The following is a 15,496-nucleotide window of genomic DNA, read 5'->3' on the forward strand; positions in this document are numbered from 1 at the left end:
GAGACTTGAATCTCACTCCTTCCGGGGCTTATGCACTCAGGACTTAATCAGTAGCTGTCTGACAAACGACAGTTTTCAAGCCATGGTCTCAACACGAATGCGTGTGACAGGTGCCTGGATATCGCTCAGGCTTTCAATTTCGGCAATGGCCTTATCCAGCTCCGATTCTTTGATGGTCTGGGTCAGGATAACAATGTCAGCGAAGCCATCGCTTTCACGGATCGCTTTTTGGGTGATGGCATCCATATTGATCCCACGGTCACTGAGAATCCGGGTAATGGCATTCATGACACCAGGGTGATCGTCAGCATGGATGCGCAGATAATTGGGACTCAGTGTTTCACCGATGGCCAGAACTGGAATGCTTTGTAACTGATCTTCGGAGAAACCCAGTGGGTTAGGGGCTGCTTCTGGCGTTGCCAGTGCTCTGGCAATGTCCATAATATCGGCAACAACAGAAGAGGCTGTTGGCTCGGCGCCAGCACCGGGTCCCACCATCATGGTTTCACCGATGGCATCTGCATTGATCACAACAGAGTTCAGAACGCCGTTGATATTGGCCAGTGGTCGGGAAGCCGGAATCAGGGTCGGATGAACTCTGAGTTCAACGCCTTCATCAGTTTGTCGGGCAATGCCCAGATGTTTTATGCGGTAGCCCAGCTCTTGCGCGTATTGAATATCGGCCGGAGTTATACGGCTGATACCTTCTGTATAGGCGCGCTCAAAGTTCAGAGGGATACCAAAGGCAATAGAAGCCATAATGGTCAGTTTGTGGCAGGCATCAATGCCTTCTACATCAAAGGTGGGGTCAGCTTCTGCGTACCCCAGGGCCTGGGCCTCGGCGAGTACTTCTTCAAATGAACGATTTTTGTCGCCCATTTCAGTCAGAATAAAATTACCGGTTCCATTGATGATGCCGGCCAGCCAGTTAACCTGGTTGCCTGCCAGACCCTCTCTCAGGCACTTGATGACAGGGATGCCGCCAGCCACTGCCGCTTCATAGGCAACCACGACATTCTTTTCACGGGCTGCCTGAAAGATCTCATTGCCATGTTCGGCTATCAGCGCTTTGTTGGCCGTAACAACATGTTTGCCGTGTTGGATCGCTGTGAGAATCAACTCCTTGGCAACATCGTATCCGCCAATGGTTTCGACAAGAATATCCACTTCGGGATTACGGGCGACATCAAAGATGTCACGGGTGACTTGGGTGGTCGAGGTATCAGCAGCAGGATTGTCCCGACGGGCACCAATCTGCTCTACAATAATGGGTCTGCCAGTTCGTGCAGCAATGCTACTGGCATTGCGTGTCAGTACATTAAACGTACCGCTGCCTACGGTACCCAGGCCACATATTCCTACTTTGACCGGTTTCAAACTGTTATCCCCCGTGAGCTGATCTCAACTCACTGTCTGTGTCGACGGCTTTCAGAAACAGAAAGCGCTCTGATTTATTATCAATGGATGGGGGATTATAGCCATAAACCGGCCTTAAGAGCGATAGTTTGCCCGAACTGTTTGCAGGTTCTTCGCTGTTCCTGCTGACGATCAGAGGCTATTAATGTATGGCGGTATGACTGATTTGGGAAGCAGGTGCGAAGCAGGTTCGCACCCTGAAGTACTCTATGACTTTGGCGCAGAGTCAGCTTTAGTGTCAGGAGCTGGTTCAGGGGCAGGAGGAGGTGTAATGCCCATAATTTTGGCAAGCTCCACAGCTGGGCGGTAACCGGGTATGGCTTTGCCGCTCTCAAGAAACAGAGCAGGGGTTCCGCTCACACCCAGCTTCAGGCCCTGCTCGAATTGCTCTTCAACGAGAACTTCGCATCGGGTTTGATCTTTGTCTTCTTTGGAAGCTTGATGAGTAATCTCTTTGCCGTTTTTCAGCTCTGAAAGGGCTTGCGTTCTCTCAGGTGAACACCAGGCATTAACCATTTTGGCGTAGGCGGGGGATTGTTTTCCGCCTCTGGGGAAAGCCAGATAACGTACTTCTATCCCCATATTATTGAGTTCAGGCACTTCCTGGTGGAGCTTTCGGCAGTAACCACAGTCGGTATCTGTAAAGATATAAACAACGCCTTTGACCTCTTCGGGTGAAAAGACAATCTGATCTTCTTTTTTCAGAGACTTCAGTTGGTCTGCCACGGCTTTATTACGGAGTTCTTCTGTCAGGTTAACGATCTGGCCATTGTTAATTTCCAGCATGTCACCACGCAGCAGGAGTTTGCCGGTTTCATTGGAATGGATCACGCTGCCGCCTTCCAGCGTTATTCTGAACACGCCTTCCCAGCCAGTCTTTTCAATCTTTTTAATGGGAATGTTGGGATCCAGACCTTTCAGTTCACTGGTAATGGCATTTTGTACTTCTTGAGTGACCTGGTCTGCTAATGGCGCAGCCCGCAAAAAGGGGGCAGTCGCCAGAGTGGCAGATAAGATCAGGGTGCTTAGGCGCATGAGTCATCCTCCTGAGTATTGTTTTTTTCTCGACCGACAGTGTGAAGCAAGTCAGGTAGTTACTGCCAATATGATCGTAGGTTCTGGGGCAGAAGTTTAGACACTTTATTGGAATTGTCAGTTTTAGCTGTCATGAATCAGAAAATTGACTACTGGTTGGTTGTGATATCTCCTTTTGTGTTCCGTCAGGTCTCTTGAACTTCTGCAGAGCGTCCAACATAGCCTCTGTTGGCCATCCGTATCTGTTACGGTTATGTCGCACCTTCTTCGCCCGCTGTGTTCTGCGTTTTCGTGAGCCGACAAACTACTGGCATTCGGGAAGATCTCCCCGCATCGCCATATTTGGCCATCCTCGCCGATTATGAGGGTGTCACAGACCAGCCCGACTACGACAGCCTCCTTCGCGGGAATGACGGGAGTGAAGACAACTCGTTCCCACGCTGGGACCCACAGGGCCTGAAAGTGTGGGAATCAGTGTTTTGCGACACCCTCAGAGCGTGGGAACGAGTGGTGAGTGCTCTAACAGGCGGCGACATAAACCGTGACCCGTTCGGAGTTGGGTCTTTACTTTCTGGGTGGAGGCATTAATGCCGCGTCCAGGGGGAGCCTTCGAAAAGTCTCCCTATCAATATCTGCAACACCATAGTTGGTGCTGAGATAGTCCAGGATCGGTTCCCAGGTTTCAGAAAGATCCCAGAGTCCCTGGGTATCTATCATCCACTGCAGGGTCTCACGCCAGGCTTTTTTGTCACCACTGTTCTGGCTGATAATAAGACTGCTATGGCAGACGTTACACTGAGCGTTAACCATCTCCCAGCCCGGGGCCATTATCAGTCCGGACCCGGGATCAACCGGGTACTCTTTTTTTGGCACTTCATCGGGTGCGGCCAGGCTTGCTCCACAAAGTAACGCCGAGACTATCAATATTTTGAGCTTTTTTAAGTCCGGCATCAGGCAACCCTCACAGCAATTCGGTGACAGCCATTGAAGAGGTAGCCTTTCGGATTCCACTGGGGTTGTACCACAGGCTGGGAATCTCCTTCACTGTCCGTGGCTTTGGCCCAGATTTCGTAGTAACCCTGCTCTGGCAGCTTCAGATTTATGCGCCACTGTTGCCAGGCACCCTTGTTGACCGGTTGACTCAATTCGGCCTGATGCCAGCGAGTACCATAGTCATAACTGACTTCAACCTTGACGACTTTTCGCAAACCGGCCCAGGCGTGCCCCCTCACTTCCTGGGTTTTACCCAGTGACAGTTCAATCCCGCTCTGCGGGAAAGTGATCAAAGATTTGACGATCATCTCTTCGATAATTTCATAATCTTCATTGGGCACTTTCTCTCCGGGTGCTATAGGGTATCTGGGAACCTGATAGGCCGGTGCTGCCATCTTGGCGCCATCATGCACCTTGTTACGAACACTGATACCTGTGGCTGCCTTCTGGGAGACAGAAGCCGGGCGGCCAGCAAAGACAATGCGCAGGGGGAAACCGTGGCGAAATGGAATATCTTCGCCATTCATAGCCCAGGCGATCAGGGCGTTATCATTCATGGCTGCGGCAATGGGTACACCCCGCGAAATCGCAGGTCCTGTGCCGCTCAGTTGTTTATCAATCCCATGGTTACCGGTGTAAACTGCGTCGTCTTTCACGCCACAGTCTTTCAGTACATCGCTGAGCAGGACGCCGGTCCATTGTGAGCAAAAAACGGCAGCGTTATTCCATTGGTTGCCTTTGGTGTTGGGAAAAAAATTTTTACGGCTATTGCCGCCACATTCCAGAACCAGGTTCTGTTTGTGGTGTTTGAACCTGCTTTTGAGTTCATCAATGGTATAAGTCCTGGATTTGACGACGGATTCACCGTCGACAGTAAAGGTCCAGGTCTTCGGGTCTATCTTGTCGAAATCCGGCATCAGACCATTCCAGCGTGTAAAGGCTATGTTTGCCGGTGTGACTGCCGGGTCCAGCATATGCTCAGCAGGATGGGCATTTAACGGCTTGGTATTCAATACCGTGTAATAATCTGGCAGATCTTCCGCCCTGACCCATTTCATTGTGGAGATGTCAACAGGCTCCAGACCCGGGGGACGGTTTTGAGCAAAAACCCACCTCACAGACAGAATGGAAGCAGCGGATGCGGTCAGTGCCTGCTGTAGAAACTTTCTTCTGTTCATTGTCTGGTATCCGGTTAACCTTTTGGCGTCTGGTTTGTTCAGGTTACAGAGGCTTTGGGTATGCTCAAGGCTTTTTGCCTTCGAAGAAAAAGTCAGCCAGACGCAGCATATCTTCTTCACTTAACAGTTGAGCGACTTTAGTCATGGTGATGTCCTGTCGTTTCCCGCTTTTGAAAGCCTGTAATTGAGCGAAAAGGTACTGGCGATTCTGCCACTTGAGATTCGGGATGGTATTGAACTTATTACTACCATCCTGACCATGGCAGGCACGACACATGTTAGCTAACTTTTCATATCTGTCAGCTGCCTGGGCTGTTGACAGGATGGCAGAAGGCAAAAGCAGCAGTGCTGTAACTGCCCAGGGTCTCAGGTAGAGCCTGATGGTATCCGGTAAGTTCAAAGCGCAAGCCTACACAATGTTTTCTGATTTTAATCCGAATGGCTAAATTAAAAGGCGTAGGTCTTATAATTGCTAAATAGTGATGCTTATAAATACTTAATATCTGTTTTTTTTGGGTCTGATGAAGCCGGATTCGGATGTTCAATGGGTGTCTGTCAAATGAAGCTTAGTCTTGTATTTTACTGTTTAAAAAGGCTGAACCTGCATTCAGCCTCTGGGATGGTGAGATTCATGCAGTTCGCTCAACCGCTGCCGGGCAATATGGGTATATATCTGGGTCGTTGAAAGGTCGCTGTGTCCCAGTAGCAGTTGGACCACCCGGAGGTCGGCTCCATGGTTCAACAGGTGGGTAGCAAAGGCGTGTCGAAGAACGTGGGGGGAAACCGTGCTTTGAATGTTAGCTGTTATGGCATGTTGTTTGATCCGGTGCCAAAAGGTCTGACGTGTCATCGGGCTGCCGTTTCGGCCGGGAAACAGTACCCGATTCTCCGGGTCACTGATCAGAAAGGGTCTGCTGTCTTTCAGGTAGAGGTGAAGCCAGTTCAGGGCCTCTTCACCCATAGGCACCAGCCTCTCTTTATTACCCTTGCCCTGAATACGAACGATGCCCTGCCTTTGGTTGATTTGATTCAGGTTGAGGTTGACCAGCTCCGATACTCTGAGTCCGCAGGCGTAAAGTAGCTCCAGCATACATCGATCTCTAACTCCTAAATCGGTATCAAGATCAGGGGCTGCAAGCAGGTTTTCAACGTCAGTCTCCGTCAGGGATTTGGGCAGAGGCCGTCCCTGTTTGGGCATCTCAATATTTTGAGTAATGTCCTGACTGACCATGTTTTCTCTTAAAAGGTAACGGTAATAGCCGCGCAGGCTGGATAGTGCTCTGGCTGTTGAGCTGGGTTGAAACTTTTGCTGGTGTCGCCAGGCCAGATAGTTTCTCAGGTCCGAAGTAGATGATTTCTCAAGTGTGAGTCTGTTCTGAGAAAGCCAGGAAGCGAATTGTTCTATATCGCTTTTATAGGCCGTGCGGGTGTTTTCGCTAAGGCCTTTCTCAAGCCAGAGGTGGTTGAGAAACAGTTCGATGGAGGTATTGGCCATTATTATCTGTATATCAGGTTCAGGTCTCCATTATTGCGGCATATGGAAGGATCGTAAAGAAAACAGTACAAGCCTGAAAATGAAAAGCTGTTTTCTGTTTTGAAGCCATAAAAAAAGCGACTTTCGTCGCTTTTTTTATGGACTGACAAGGTTGCCGGATTGTCAGAACTTTTATGACCCTGGGCGTCATGCTCAGGGTTTTGGAGAACCCTAAAGAGTTTTTCCGCGCGAGGCGAAAAGCGTCCCTTAGTTGAGCTTTTCCTTGATACGAGCCGCTTTACCGCTCAGAGCGCGCAGGTAATACAGCTTGGCTTGACGTACGTCACCGCGACGCTTCACATTGATAGAAGCGACCAGAGGGCTGTATGTCTGGAAAACACGCTCAACGCCAACACCGCTGGAAATCTTGCGAACGGTGAAAGCGGAGTTCAGGCCACGATTACGCTTGGCAATGCAGACACCTTCGAACGCCTGCAGACGCTCACGGTTACCTTCTTTAACCTTAACTTGTACGACCAGGGTATCACCAGGGCCGAAGCTCGGGATTTCCTTGGTCATCTGCTCTTGTTCGAGCGCTTCAATGATTCTGTTCTTGCTCATTTTAAATCTTGCTCCCGTTAGTCAAGTGTTCCGCTCGTCGAGTCTGCCTTGCTGTGGCTATCCGAAGAATGATGCTCCTGAATGAATTCAGACAACAGTTTTTCCTCTTCACGGGTCAGTTTTCTGTCTTGCAACAGGTCCGGTCTTCTCAACCAGGTTCTGCCCAGTGCCTGTTTGAGGCGCCATGCACGAATTTTTGCATGATCCCCAGACAACAGGACTTCCGGCACTCTCTGCCCCTTGAAAACCTCAGGGCGGGTGTAGTGCGGACAATCCAGCAGGCCATCAGCAAAGGAATCCTCTAATGCGGAATCCTTGTGACCCAGGGTGCCCGGTACAAAGCGTGAAACTGCATCAATCAGAGTCATGGAGGCGAGTTCGCCACCACTTAACACGTAATCACCGATCGACCATTCCTCGTCGACTTCTTCGTTGATTACACGCTCATCAATACCTTCATACCGCCCCGATACCAGAATAAGCCGCTTTCTGGCGGCCAGCTCCTGAACCCCGGCCTGGTCAAGCAGGCGTCCCTGGGGAGACAGGTATACTACCGTGGCATCGGCTCCTGCAGCCTTCTTGGCTGCATGGATGGCGTCACGCAGAGGTTGAATTTTCATCAACATGCCGGGACCACCGCCGTAAGGTCGGTCATCCACAGTCCGGTGTCTGTCGTGGGTGAAGTCCCTGGGATTCCAGGTTTCTACCGAGACAATTCCCTCCTTTACAGCACGGCCGGATATGCCGTGATCGGTAATGGCCCGAAACATTTCCGGGAAGAGGGTGACTACACCGAACCACATATCTGCTGTTACGGGTGATTGTTCATGGCTGTTCTGCGGCTCAGGGCTGTCTAACGGCTCAGGGCTGTTTAATGGCTCAAGGCTGTCCGCAGGCTCTGGGCTTTTAATCAGACCAGGGCTGTCCATGTCAGTTTCACTCATAACGGTTAAAATTCCGGATCCCAGTCAATCCGAATGAATCCTGCTTCCGGATTCACTTCCATAATCACCTGATCCAGTAACCAGGGGACCAGTCGTTCGCGTCGGTCGATGCTGCCCTTGCAGGCTTTGATGACCAATACGTCGTTGGCTCCTGTCTCCATCAGGTGGCTGGCTTTGCCCAGCAGAAGCTCCTTGCCCGCCTCGTCAGCGGTTTTCACTTCCAGACCTTCAAGCTGATGCCAGTATATCTCGTCATCAGCCAGTGGGGGCAGTTCGCTCTCAGCGATGAGGATTTCTGAGCCAGTGAACTGGCGGGCGATATCCCGGTCATCGCATCCGGCGATGTGTGCGACCAGTCCCTTGCCCTGACGGCGGCCCTGATCGACTTCAATGGTCTGCTGGCGACCATCCTGGCGCAAAATCCAGTGTTTGTAGTTCAGAATATTGGTCATGGGATTGGTGTGTGAATACACTTTCACCCAGCCTTTTACTCCGTACACACCAGTAATACTTCCGAGGACAACCTGTTTGGGTTGAGCGGTTGCTGATGCTTTTTTCACTGGTTCTGTTCCTTTTTGAGGTGGTTGTTTAAACGGCCCGGGGCTGTTCTAAACGGCTCAGGGTTGTTCAAATCTGACCTCAGGCTGCTTTGGCGTCTTTCAGCAGCTTGCTAACGCGGTCGGATACGGTAGCGCCCTGGCTCAGCCAGAACTCAACACGCTCCTGATCCACACGCAGACGCTCTTCCTGACCACGGGCAGTAGGGTTGAAGAAACCTACACGCTCGATGAAACGGCCACCTTGAGCCTTACGGCTGTCAGCAACAGTCAGGTGGTAGAACGGACGCTTTTTGGAACCGCCGCGAGCTAAACGAATTGTTACCATGGAATAATTTCCTGTAATCGTGATGTCCGGCAACGCTTATCTCTGAGGGCTCCGGGAGCCTTCAGATTCATGGAACACTGACAGTGGGCCATGAAGGGCGCATATTCTAAGGAATAACCGTCCTGCTGACAATATGCTTGACACTTATCTTGCTGCGGAAAGTCTCATGGAATGAGAGGAGGGCAGGCATTGTGAGCTAAAACGACGGGCTTGTTATGACTTTTATATTGCACGTAAGTTTTAAAAAAGTCTTTTCAGATTGCCCATTCTTAATGTTATTGAAACTGTCCGGGTTGACTGAAAAGCCTGAATACCTGGTATAGGTGATGTTTGTCGTATATAAAATCGACCGTTTCCTGATCCATGAATGAGAAAGGAAAAGTCATGTTTTTTATTACGGTCGATGAAGAAATACGATTACAGCTGGTCAGTGAGGCGTTGGCACCAGGACAATTCTGGGTTCCATGCTTTCAGGCCCTGAGGGTCCCAGCGTGGGAACCCATACCCATCTCGCGTTGTAGAGTCAGCTTTTTAGGGTAGGTATGCATTCCCACGCAGAGCGAGGGTGTCGCAAAACTCTCTCCGGCGTGGGAACGCGCTGACTCCCGTCATTGCCGACTTCATTCTCGTCATTGCCGGCTTCATTCTCGTCATTGTCGGCTTCATTCTCGTCATTCCCGGCTTCATTCTCGTCATTACCGGCTTCATTCTCGCCATTCCCGGCTTCATTCTCGCCATTCCCGGCTTCATTCTCGTCATTCCCGGCTTCATTCTCGTCATTCCCGGCTTCATTCTCGTCATTCCCGCGAAGGCGGGAATCCACAGTGACTCTCCATCAGAACAATATGCCCGGTGTCCCCCTGGCCTTGTCATCCCCGAGAAGGCAGAGATCCACCGTTGGCGCTGGATTCCGGCCTTCGCGGGAATGACGACTTCAGAGCGTGAGAACGAGCTGTTGAAGTTTTGCGACACCCTCAGAGCGTGGGAACGAGTGGTACCACTCTTCAAAAGAGCTTAGAAAGGAAACTTCTTGCCGCCGCCTGGAGTCATCATACCGCCCATGCCGCCGGGCATCTGACCTTTCATGCCACCCAGACCGCGCATCAGCTTGCTCATGCCGCCTTTCTTGGTGACTTTCTTCATCATCTTGCTCATCTGCTTGTGCTGCTTGATCAGACGGTTGATGTCCTGGATCTGGGTGCCGGAACCTGAGGCAATGCGCTTCTTGCGAGAGCCGTTCATAATATCCGGATTTGCACGTTCAGCCGGGGTCATGGAGTTGATGATTGCTTCCATCTGGACAAAAATCCTGTTGTCCATCTGGCCGGGCATGTTGGCTGGCATACCCGGCATGCCGGGGAGTTTGTCCATAACGCCTGCAAGGCCGCCCATTTTCTTCATCTGCTGAAGCTGGTCACGGAAGTCTTCCAGGTCAAAGCCTTTACCCTTTTTCAGTTTGCTGGCCAGTTTGTCGGCTTTCTTTTTGTCGAGCTTCTGTTCAGCTTCTTCAATCAGGGAGAGAACGTCACCCATGCCCAGGATTCGGGAAGCGATACGGTCAGGGTGGAAGGGGTCCAGAGCGTCTGTCTTTTCACCGACACCCATGAACTTGATTGGCTTGCCGGTAATATGGCGAACTGACAGGGCGGCACCTCCGCGTGCGTCACCATCTGCCTTGGTCAGAATGACACCGGTCAGGGGCAGCGCATCACCAAAGGCTTTGGCGGTATTGGCGGCATCCTGGCCGGTCATGGCGTCAACCACAAACAGGGTTTCGACAGGATTAATGGCACCGTGCAATGCCTGGATTTCAGCCATCATATCGCTGTCGATGTGCAGACGACCGGCGGTATCGACAATGACCACGTCAATATGCTTCAGGCGAGCTTCCTGAATGGCTGCTGTGGCAATATCAACGGGTTTTTGTTCGCTGCTGGATGGGAAGAAATTGACGCCGACTTCACCCGCCAGCGTTTCCAGTTGCTTGATCGCTGCCGGACGGTAAATGTCGGCACTGACGACCATCACAGATTTTTTGTGGCGTTCCTTGAGGAACTTGCCCAGTTTCGCCACAGAGGTGGTTTTACCGGCACCCTGAAGACCGGCCATCAGCAGGACCGCAGGTGGCTGGGTCGACAGGTTCAGCTGGTCATTGGCTTCGCCCATGACCGAAATCAGTTCTGCCTGAACAATCTTGACGAAGGCCTGGCCGGGGCTCAGGCTGGCCTGTACCTCCTGACCAATCGCCCGCTCTCTGATCCGGTTGATGAACTCTTTGACCACCGGCAGCGCAACGTCAGCCTCCAACAGAGCCTTGCGAACCTCGCGCAGGGTATCTTTAATATTGTCTTCAGACAGTTTCGCCTTGCCGGTGACGTTACGAAGCGTCTGCGACAGGCGTTCGGTTAAATTCTCGAACATCCAGTTACCTTGGAAATACCTTGAAGTAAGGTGCAAGTATGTAATTGGCAGTCATTATATCCAATCCAGCGCAAAAGGGGCAGTATCGGGTCCCGGCAGAGACAGTATTTCCACTTGATGGATGAAAACAAAGTGGTTCTTGTGTAGATTTGGACATGGCAAGCTCTGGTTTGCATCTTCCTAAGTGGCTTTGTGACGGTTTCGCCATCAGGAAAATTTCAGATGGAGGTTATAAAAGAATCAATGAATTTCATGCTCGTCAGCATCGGTGCCATCATTTTTTATGCGGTGGGAATGGTCTGCCAATGGGGAAGAATTACTGGTCGCGGTGGCGCTCGAAAGGTGGTGTTGCTGGCAACCACAGTCGGAGCTGCTTTACATGCTTTTTCGCTCTATTTTTCTATTCACACCGATAAAGGGACCAACCTTGGTATTCTCACGATCGGTTCTTTGACGACACTGATAGTCACACTGGTAGTACTGCTCAGCAGTTTGCGAAAGCCTTCTGAAAGTCTGCTGGTTACGATTCTGCCTTTTACCATCATCTCGGTTCTGGCGGACTGGCTGGCTCCGTTGGAACACATTTTTCATTCACCCACCCTGATGGTGGTGCATGTTCTGCTGTCGGTATTGGCCTATGGTTTGTTGATGGTGGCCGTGTGTCAGTCACTGCTACTGGCCTATCAGGAGAAGCAGCTGAGGAGTCACAATCAAAAGCGTCTGCTAAAAGCCCTGCCGCCCCTGCAGACTATGGAAAAATTGCTGTTCGAGTTTCTATCTGTAGGAGTGATCCTGCTGACCCTCTCGCTGATTTCAGGCTTCCTGTATATCGATAATATGTTTGCCAGTGATATGTTCCACAAAACAGTGCTTTCTCTGGTGGCCTGGGTGCTGTTTACGACACTGCTGATTGGGCGCTGGGTCAATGGCTGGCGAGGACAAAAGGCCATGCGTTGGACGGTTGCCGGTTTTGTCCTGTTATTGGTGGCTTACTTTGGCTGGCGGACGGTTGTTGACTTTATCCTGGTTAGATGAGCCTTTTCGGAGCAGACTCTGTTTCCTGCTCCTCTTAATCTCTCTTGGTACTTCTTTTTTTTTCCGGCAGCTTGAGATGTCTGTAAGTCGGTCTATTGTTTATGGCTATGAAAATGATAATAGCCACCAAGCTCAGTAAAATTTTCTTGACGGCGGGTGTTGCTCTATTTAGTACGTTGGTTGTGTTTAATAATCTGATGGACTATCAGAGCAATTACCTTTATGTCCAGCATGTGATGAGTATGGATACAACCGGGAACCATGCTCAGGCAGAATGGCGAGCAATTCATGATCCCATGGTCTGGAAAATTGCTTACAGCCTGATTATTGCTGTTGAAGCCATTATAACCCTTTTATGTTGGACGGGTGTCGCTTGTATGTTCTTCAATCTGCACGGTGAGAATTTCCATGAAAGCAAGTGTCTGGCTCTGCTGGGTTTGACTCTGGGCATCATGCTCTGGTTTCTGGCCTTTATGGGAATTTCGGGAGAGTGGTTTCTGGCCTGGCAGTCCCGCAGCTGGAGTGGTATTCAGCCAGGCTTCAGGGTGGCCACATTGTTTTTTTTGACCTTGCTCTATTTGAGTCAGGAAGAGCGATAAAAGTGTTTGGGGTTTAGAGTATGAAACGTTAGAATCAGCGCTTTCATAAACAGAATCTTAACGAGCGATTTCAGCCTTGAGCGAAGCATCTACCAGTCTTCTTTTAACCATATTGGCCCTTTTAATGTTGCTGTCGGCTTTTTTTTCCAGTTCGGAAACCGGCATGATGGCGATCAACCGTTATCGCCTTCGCCATCTGGTTCGCAAGAATCACAAAGCGGCCATGCGGACTCATAAACTGCTTGAACGCCCCGACAGACTGATTGGTGTGATTCTGATTGGCAACAACTTTGTCAATATCCTGGCTTCTGCCCTGGCCACTCTGGTGGCAGTGAGGCTCTGGGGGGATAGCGGTATTGCAATTGCTACTCTGGGTCTGACGGTGGCAGTACTGATTTTCGGTGAGGTAACACCCAAGACAGTTGCCGCGCTCTATCCTGAAAAGATTGCTTTTCCTGCCTCTTTTATTTTGACGCCGCTGCTGAAACTCTTCTATCCCATGGTGGTCGTTTTAAACTGGGTCTGTGGTTTCCTGCTGAGACCTTTTGGTATCAAACCCGGTCAGGCTGCCGAGGATCAGTTGAACGCTGAAGAGCTGCGCACCATTGTGACCGACCCTGGCATGTTGTTGCCGCAGAAAAGACGGGGAATGTTGCTGGGTATTCTGGATCTGGAGAAAGTCCGGGTAGACGATATCATGGTACCCCGAAATGAAATTTTCGGAATTGATATTGACGATGACATCAAGGATATCCTGGAGCAGTTAAGGGCCTGTCAGCACACCCGCTTGCCAGTCTATCGTGGCGATGTGAACAATCTTGTGGGCATGTTGCATATGCGAAAGGTGGCGCGACTATTGAGTCAGGAAGAAGTCAACAAAGCGCTTCTCCTGCAGGAAACCACAGAGCCTTATTATGTTCCTGAAAGCACTCCCCTGCATACCCAGCTGTTTAATTTCCAGAAGTCAAAAGAGCGTGTAGCGCTGATAGTCGATGAATATGGCGATGTTCTGGGCCTGGTGACGCTGGAAGATATTCTGGAAGAAATTGTGGGTGACTTTACTACCGATGTTTCCGACTCCAGCCAGGATATTACCCCTCAGGAAGACGGCACTTACATCATTGATGGTTCTGCATCCATAAGAGATATTAACCGTTCTCTGGGTTGGAAATTACCCACCGGGGATGCCAGAACAATTAACGGTTTGATCACCGAGATGATGCAGTTTATACCGGAGTCCAGTGTCTGTCTCAAAGTAGGCGAATACCGGTTTGAGATTATGCAGGTCAAGGACAATCGAGTAAAAGCAGTGAAAATTTTCACTGCTTAACCTGAGTCACTTATTCTGTAAAATGGACTTTAACCTCAGGCCATCCGAAAGTTAGCGGTTTTGCGTAAAACTGTGGCTGGCATGGAACTGAGGGGCATCCAGTGGAATAGTGGTGTTTAATCCCACATTCAGAAATTCTACCAGCATAATGGCCGTCAATCCCCAGATCAGATATTCATCGTATTGATAAGAGGGCATGGAGTAGGTTTTATCGTTCATGCTCCAATGGTGAAACTGCAGGTTGTCCAGATTGGTGAAAAACTCCAGTGGGACGTGAAAAATGCGGTCCAGCTCTTCAATGTTTGCGCTGAGTGACAGGTTTTCCGGTACAGAACCGACGACAGGGATCACCTTGATGCCAAAGCGCGAAATAACTGGACCCATGGTGCCCAATATATGGACGGAAGCAGGGTTCAGATCAATCTCTTCCTGGGATTCTCTCAGGGCGGTCTGAATCAGATTATGATCGTCATCTTCCCGTTTGCCACCGGGAAACGCCACTTCACCGCTATGCTTGTTCATGTGCGAAGCCCTTCGGGTAAGGATTATTTCGGTGGCCTGTCCCTGGCCATTAGTCACCAGAGGTATCAATACTGCGGCTTCCGGTAGAGGAGTGTCTATACTTCTTGGCTGATGTTTGTGGAGTCTTCGTTCTATATCTGTAATCAACATATAACAAGTGAATCTCTGGCTTTCTTGGCGACATTCAGATGCTCAGAAAATATAGTGACATTGAAAAAAGGCGCCGTTGGAACATTATTGTTATCGACCTTGGGTACCAGACTGCCAGTAACACCAGGCAGAGCTAAGCTTCCGTGGGTGCAACACTAATTTTTCAGGCTTTGAAAAGATCATAACACAGATATTTTTTACGGCATGATCCATCTGGTAAAGAAATGATAAGCATTTTCTACACCAACTCTGATTCAAGTGACTTCAGGTATGAATCAGGTTAAGGTGAAGAAAGATTTTCATAGTTAGAAGGAAAAACAGTGAATTTCTGCAGTGAGTGTGGTGCGAAGGTCAGTAAGAAAGTTCCTTGTGGCGATAACCGGTTACGTGATGTTTGTGACAACTGTGGCAAAATTCACTATCAAAATCCGTTAATCGTTGCCGGTTGTCTGCCAGTCTATGAAGGTAAAGTGCTCCTTTGCAAACGCTCTATCGAACCACGCAGGGGTTACTGGACATTACCCGGCGGTTTTATGGAGCTGGGAGAAACCCTTGAGCAGGCTGCCCTGCGGGAAACCATGGAAGAGGCCGGAGCCGAGGTTACTCTGCAATCACTATATACCCTGTTTAATATTGTTCATGTGAGCCAACTCTCGGTATTTTTTCTGGCTCATCTTGATAAACCCGAATACAGCGCCGGTGAAGAAAGTGAAGCAGTGGCCCTTTTCAGTGAAGAAGATATTCCCTGGGATCAGCTGGCTTTCAACACCATCAGTCGCACCCTTCGCCATTACTTCAGTGATCGTCAGACAGGTGATTTCCCTCAGCGGATGGAAGATATTGCCCTGCCGGGCCGTAGAGTGGCTTCCTGAATTTCAGGGGTATTTTATCAG

The 15,496-nt window shown here is 50.1% G+C and carries 17 protein-coding genes; 5 read left to right on the top strand and 12 right to left on the bottom strand.

The features are described from left to right. Positions 1 to 75: 75 nt before the first annotated feature. From ACOJUO_RS18895 to rpsP, 10 genes are all read right to left on the bottom strand, one after another. Positions 76 to 1,377, bottom strand: coding sequence for a homoserine dehydrogenase (locus ACOJUO_RS18895; protein WP_422133484.1), 1,302 nt, complete (start codon positions 1,375 to 1,377; stop codon positions 76 to 78). Positions 1,378 to 1,623: 246 nt separating this feature from the next. Beyond that, on the bottom strand, positions 1,624 to 2,451 hold the full coding sequence (locus ACOJUO_RS18900) for a DsbC family protein (RefSeq protein WP_422137815.1): 828 nt from the start codon (positions 2,449 to 2,451) through the stop codon (positions 1,624 to 1,626). Positions 2,452 to 3,015: 564 nt separating this feature from the next. After that, a complete protein-coding gene (locus tag ACOJUO_RS18905; protein ID WP_422133486.1) occupies positions 3,016 to 3,402 on the bottom strand; it encodes a hypothetical protein in 387 nt (128 codons plus the stop codon). After that, the gene (locus ACOJUO_RS18910; protein WP_422133487.1) at positions 3,402 to 4,622 is read right to left on the bottom strand and encodes a sulfite oxidase; all 1,221 of its coding nucleotides are present in this window, start codon (positions 4,620 to 4,622) and stop codon (positions 3,402 to 3,404) included. The genes ACOJUO_RS18905 and ACOJUO_RS18910 overlap by 1 nt, the downstream gene beginning before the upstream one ends. Before the next feature lie 64 nt (positions 4,623 to 4,686). Next, positions 4,687 to 5,022 carry a c-type cytochrome gene (locus tag ACOJUO_RS18915; RefSeq protein ID WP_422133488.1) on the bottom strand — a complete coding sequence of 112 codons (336 nt, stop codon included), beginning with the start codon at positions 5,020 to 5,022 and terminating at the stop codon, positions 4,687 to 4,689. Between the two features lie 207 nt (positions 5,023 to 5,229). Beyond that, positions 5,230 to 6,117: a site-specific tyrosine recombinase XerD gene (xerD, locus tag ACOJUO_RS18920; protein ID WP_422133489.1), complete on the bottom strand. Its 888-nt coding sequence runs from the start codon at positions 6,115 to 6,117 to the stop codon at positions 5,230 to 5,232. Between the two features lie 246 nt (positions 6,118 to 6,363). Continuing rightward, complete coding sequence (gene rplS / locus ACOJUO_RS18925) at positions 6,364 to 6,717, bottom strand: 50S ribosomal protein L19 (protein WP_252180499.1); 354 nt, start codon at positions 6,715 to 6,717, stop codon at positions 6,364 to 6,366. A gap of 17 nt (positions 6,718 to 6,734) precedes the next feature. After that, positions 6,735 to 7,520, bottom strand: coding sequence for a tRNA (guanosine(37)-N1)-methyltransferase TrmD (gene trmD / locus ACOJUO_RS18930; RefSeq protein ID WP_422137100.1), 786 nt, complete (start codon positions 7,518 to 7,520; stop codon positions 6,735 to 6,737). Positions 7,521 to 7,666: 146 nt separating this feature from the next. Next, entirely contained in the window at positions 7,667 to 8,221 is a 555-nt protein-coding gene (gene rimM, locus ACOJUO_RS18935) for a ribosome maturation factor RimM (protein WP_422133490.1), read from the bottom strand. A gap of 79 nt (positions 8,222 to 8,300) precedes the next feature. After that, positions 8,301 to 8,546, bottom strand: a complete 246-nt coding sequence (gene rpsP, locus ACOJUO_RS18940) for a 30S ribosomal protein S16 (RefSeq protein WP_317141840.1) — start codon at positions 8,544 to 8,546, stop codon at positions 8,301 to 8,303. A 565-nt stretch (positions 8,547 to 9,111) separates the two neighbouring features. Between rpsP and ACOJUO_RS18945 the strand changes: the two genes are divergently transcribed. Further along, positions 9,112 to 9,564, top strand: coding sequence for a hypothetical protein (locus ACOJUO_RS18945; protein ID WP_422137816.1), 453 nt, complete (start codon positions 9,112 to 9,114; stop codon positions 9,562 to 9,564). Here ACOJUO_RS18945 and ffh read toward each other — a convergent pair. After that, positions 9,561 to 10,967, bottom strand: coding sequence for a signal recognition particle protein (gene ffh / locus ACOJUO_RS18950; RefSeq protein ID WP_422137817.1), 1,407 nt, complete (start codon positions 10,965 to 10,967; stop codon positions 9,561 to 9,563). The genes ACOJUO_RS18945 and ffh overlap by 4 nt on opposite strands. 222 nt (positions 10,968 to 11,189) lie before the next feature. Here ffh and ACOJUO_RS18955 point away from each other — a divergent pair, with 222 nt between their 5' ends. From ACOJUO_RS18955 to ACOJUO_RS18965, 3 genes are all read left to right on the top strand, one after another. Continuing rightward, entirely contained in the window at positions 11,190 to 12,002 is an 813-nt protein-coding gene (locus tag ACOJUO_RS18955; protein ID WP_422133493.1) for a cytochrome C assembly family protein, read from the top strand. 101 nt (positions 12,003 to 12,103) lie between these two features. After that, the gene (locus tag ACOJUO_RS18960) at positions 12,104 to 12,601 is read left to right on the top strand and encodes a DUF2165 family protein (protein WP_422137818.1); all 498 of its coding nucleotides are present in this window, start codon (positions 12,104 to 12,106) and stop codon (positions 12,599 to 12,601) included. A gap of 76 nt (positions 12,602 to 12,677) precedes the next feature. After that, positions 12,678 to 13,931, top strand: coding sequence for an HlyC/CorC family transporter (locus ACOJUO_RS18965; RefSeq protein WP_422133494.1), 1,254 nt, complete (start codon positions 12,678 to 12,680; stop codon positions 13,929 to 13,931). Positions 13,932 to 13,982: 51 nt separating this feature from the next. On the opposite strand, the gene ACOJUO_RS18970 is transcribed toward ACOJUO_RS18965, so the two are convergent. Then, positions 13,983 to 14,603: a CoA pyrophosphatase gene (locus tag ACOJUO_RS18970; protein ID WP_422133495.1), complete on the bottom strand. Its 621-nt coding sequence runs from the start codon at positions 14,601 to 14,603 to the stop codon at positions 13,983 to 13,985. 320 nt (positions 14,604 to 14,923) lie between these two features. On the opposite strand from ACOJUO_RS18970, the gene ACOJUO_RS18975 reads away from it, so the two are divergent. Next, on the top strand, positions 14,924 to 15,475 hold the full coding sequence (locus tag ACOJUO_RS18975) for an NUDIX hydrolase (RefSeq protein ID WP_422137819.1): 552 nt from the start codon (positions 14,924 to 14,926) through the stop codon (positions 15,473 to 15,475). Positions 15,476 to 15,496: the final 21 nt, after the last annotated feature.

It is taken from the genome of Endozoicomonas sp. ALC020, assembly GCF_049275935.1.
Classification (GTDB): Bacteria; Pseudomonadota; Gammaproteobacteria; order Pseudomonadales; family Endozoicomonadaceae; genus Endozoicomonas_A.

Excerpts from the sequence above, each read along its gene's own strand:
- ACOJUO_RS18970 (WP_422133495.1), bottom strand. The coding sequence starts at position 14,603 with ATGTTGATTACAGATATAGAACGAAGACTCCACAAACATCAGCCAAGA.
- ACOJUO_RS18955 (WP_422133493.1), top strand. The coding sequence starts at position 11,190 with ATGGAGGTTATAAAAGAATCAATGAATTTCATGCTCGTCAGCATCGGT.
- ACOJUO_RS18910 (WP_422133487.1), bottom strand. The coding sequence starts at position 4,622 with ATGAACAGAAGAAAGTTTCTACAGCAGGCACTGACCGCATCCGCTGCT.
- rpsP (WP_317141840.1), bottom strand. The coding sequence starts at position 8,546 with ATGGTAACAATTCGTTTAGCTCGCGGCGGTTCCAAAAAGCGTCCGTTC.
- xerD (WP_422133489.1), bottom strand. The coding sequence starts at position 6,117 with ATGGCCAATACCTCCATCGAACTGTTTCTCAACCACCTCTGGCTTGAG.
- rplS (WP_252180499.1), bottom strand. The coding sequence starts at position 6,717 with ATGAGCAAGAACAGAATCATTGAAGCGCTCGAACAAGAGCAGATGACC.
- ACOJUO_RS18900 (WP_422137815.1), bottom strand. The coding sequence starts at position 2,451 with ATGCGCCTAAGCACCCTGATCTTATCTGCCACTCTGGCGACTGCCCCC.
- ffh (WP_422137817.1), bottom strand. The coding sequence starts at position 10,967 with ATGTTCGAGAATTTAACCGAACGCCTGTCGCAGACGCTTCGTAACGTC.
- ACOJUO_RS18905 (WP_422133486.1), bottom strand. The coding sequence starts at position 3,402 with ATGCCGGACTTAAAAAAGCTCAAAATATTGATAGTCTCGGCGTTACTT.
- ACOJUO_RS18960 (WP_422137818.1), top strand. The coding sequence starts at position 12,104 with ATGGCTATGAAAATGATAATAGCCACCAAGCTCAGTAAAATTTTCTTG.
- trmD (WP_422137100.1), bottom strand. The coding sequence starts at position 7,520 with ATGTGGTTCGGTGTAGTCACCCTCTTCCCGGAAATGTTTCGGGCCATT.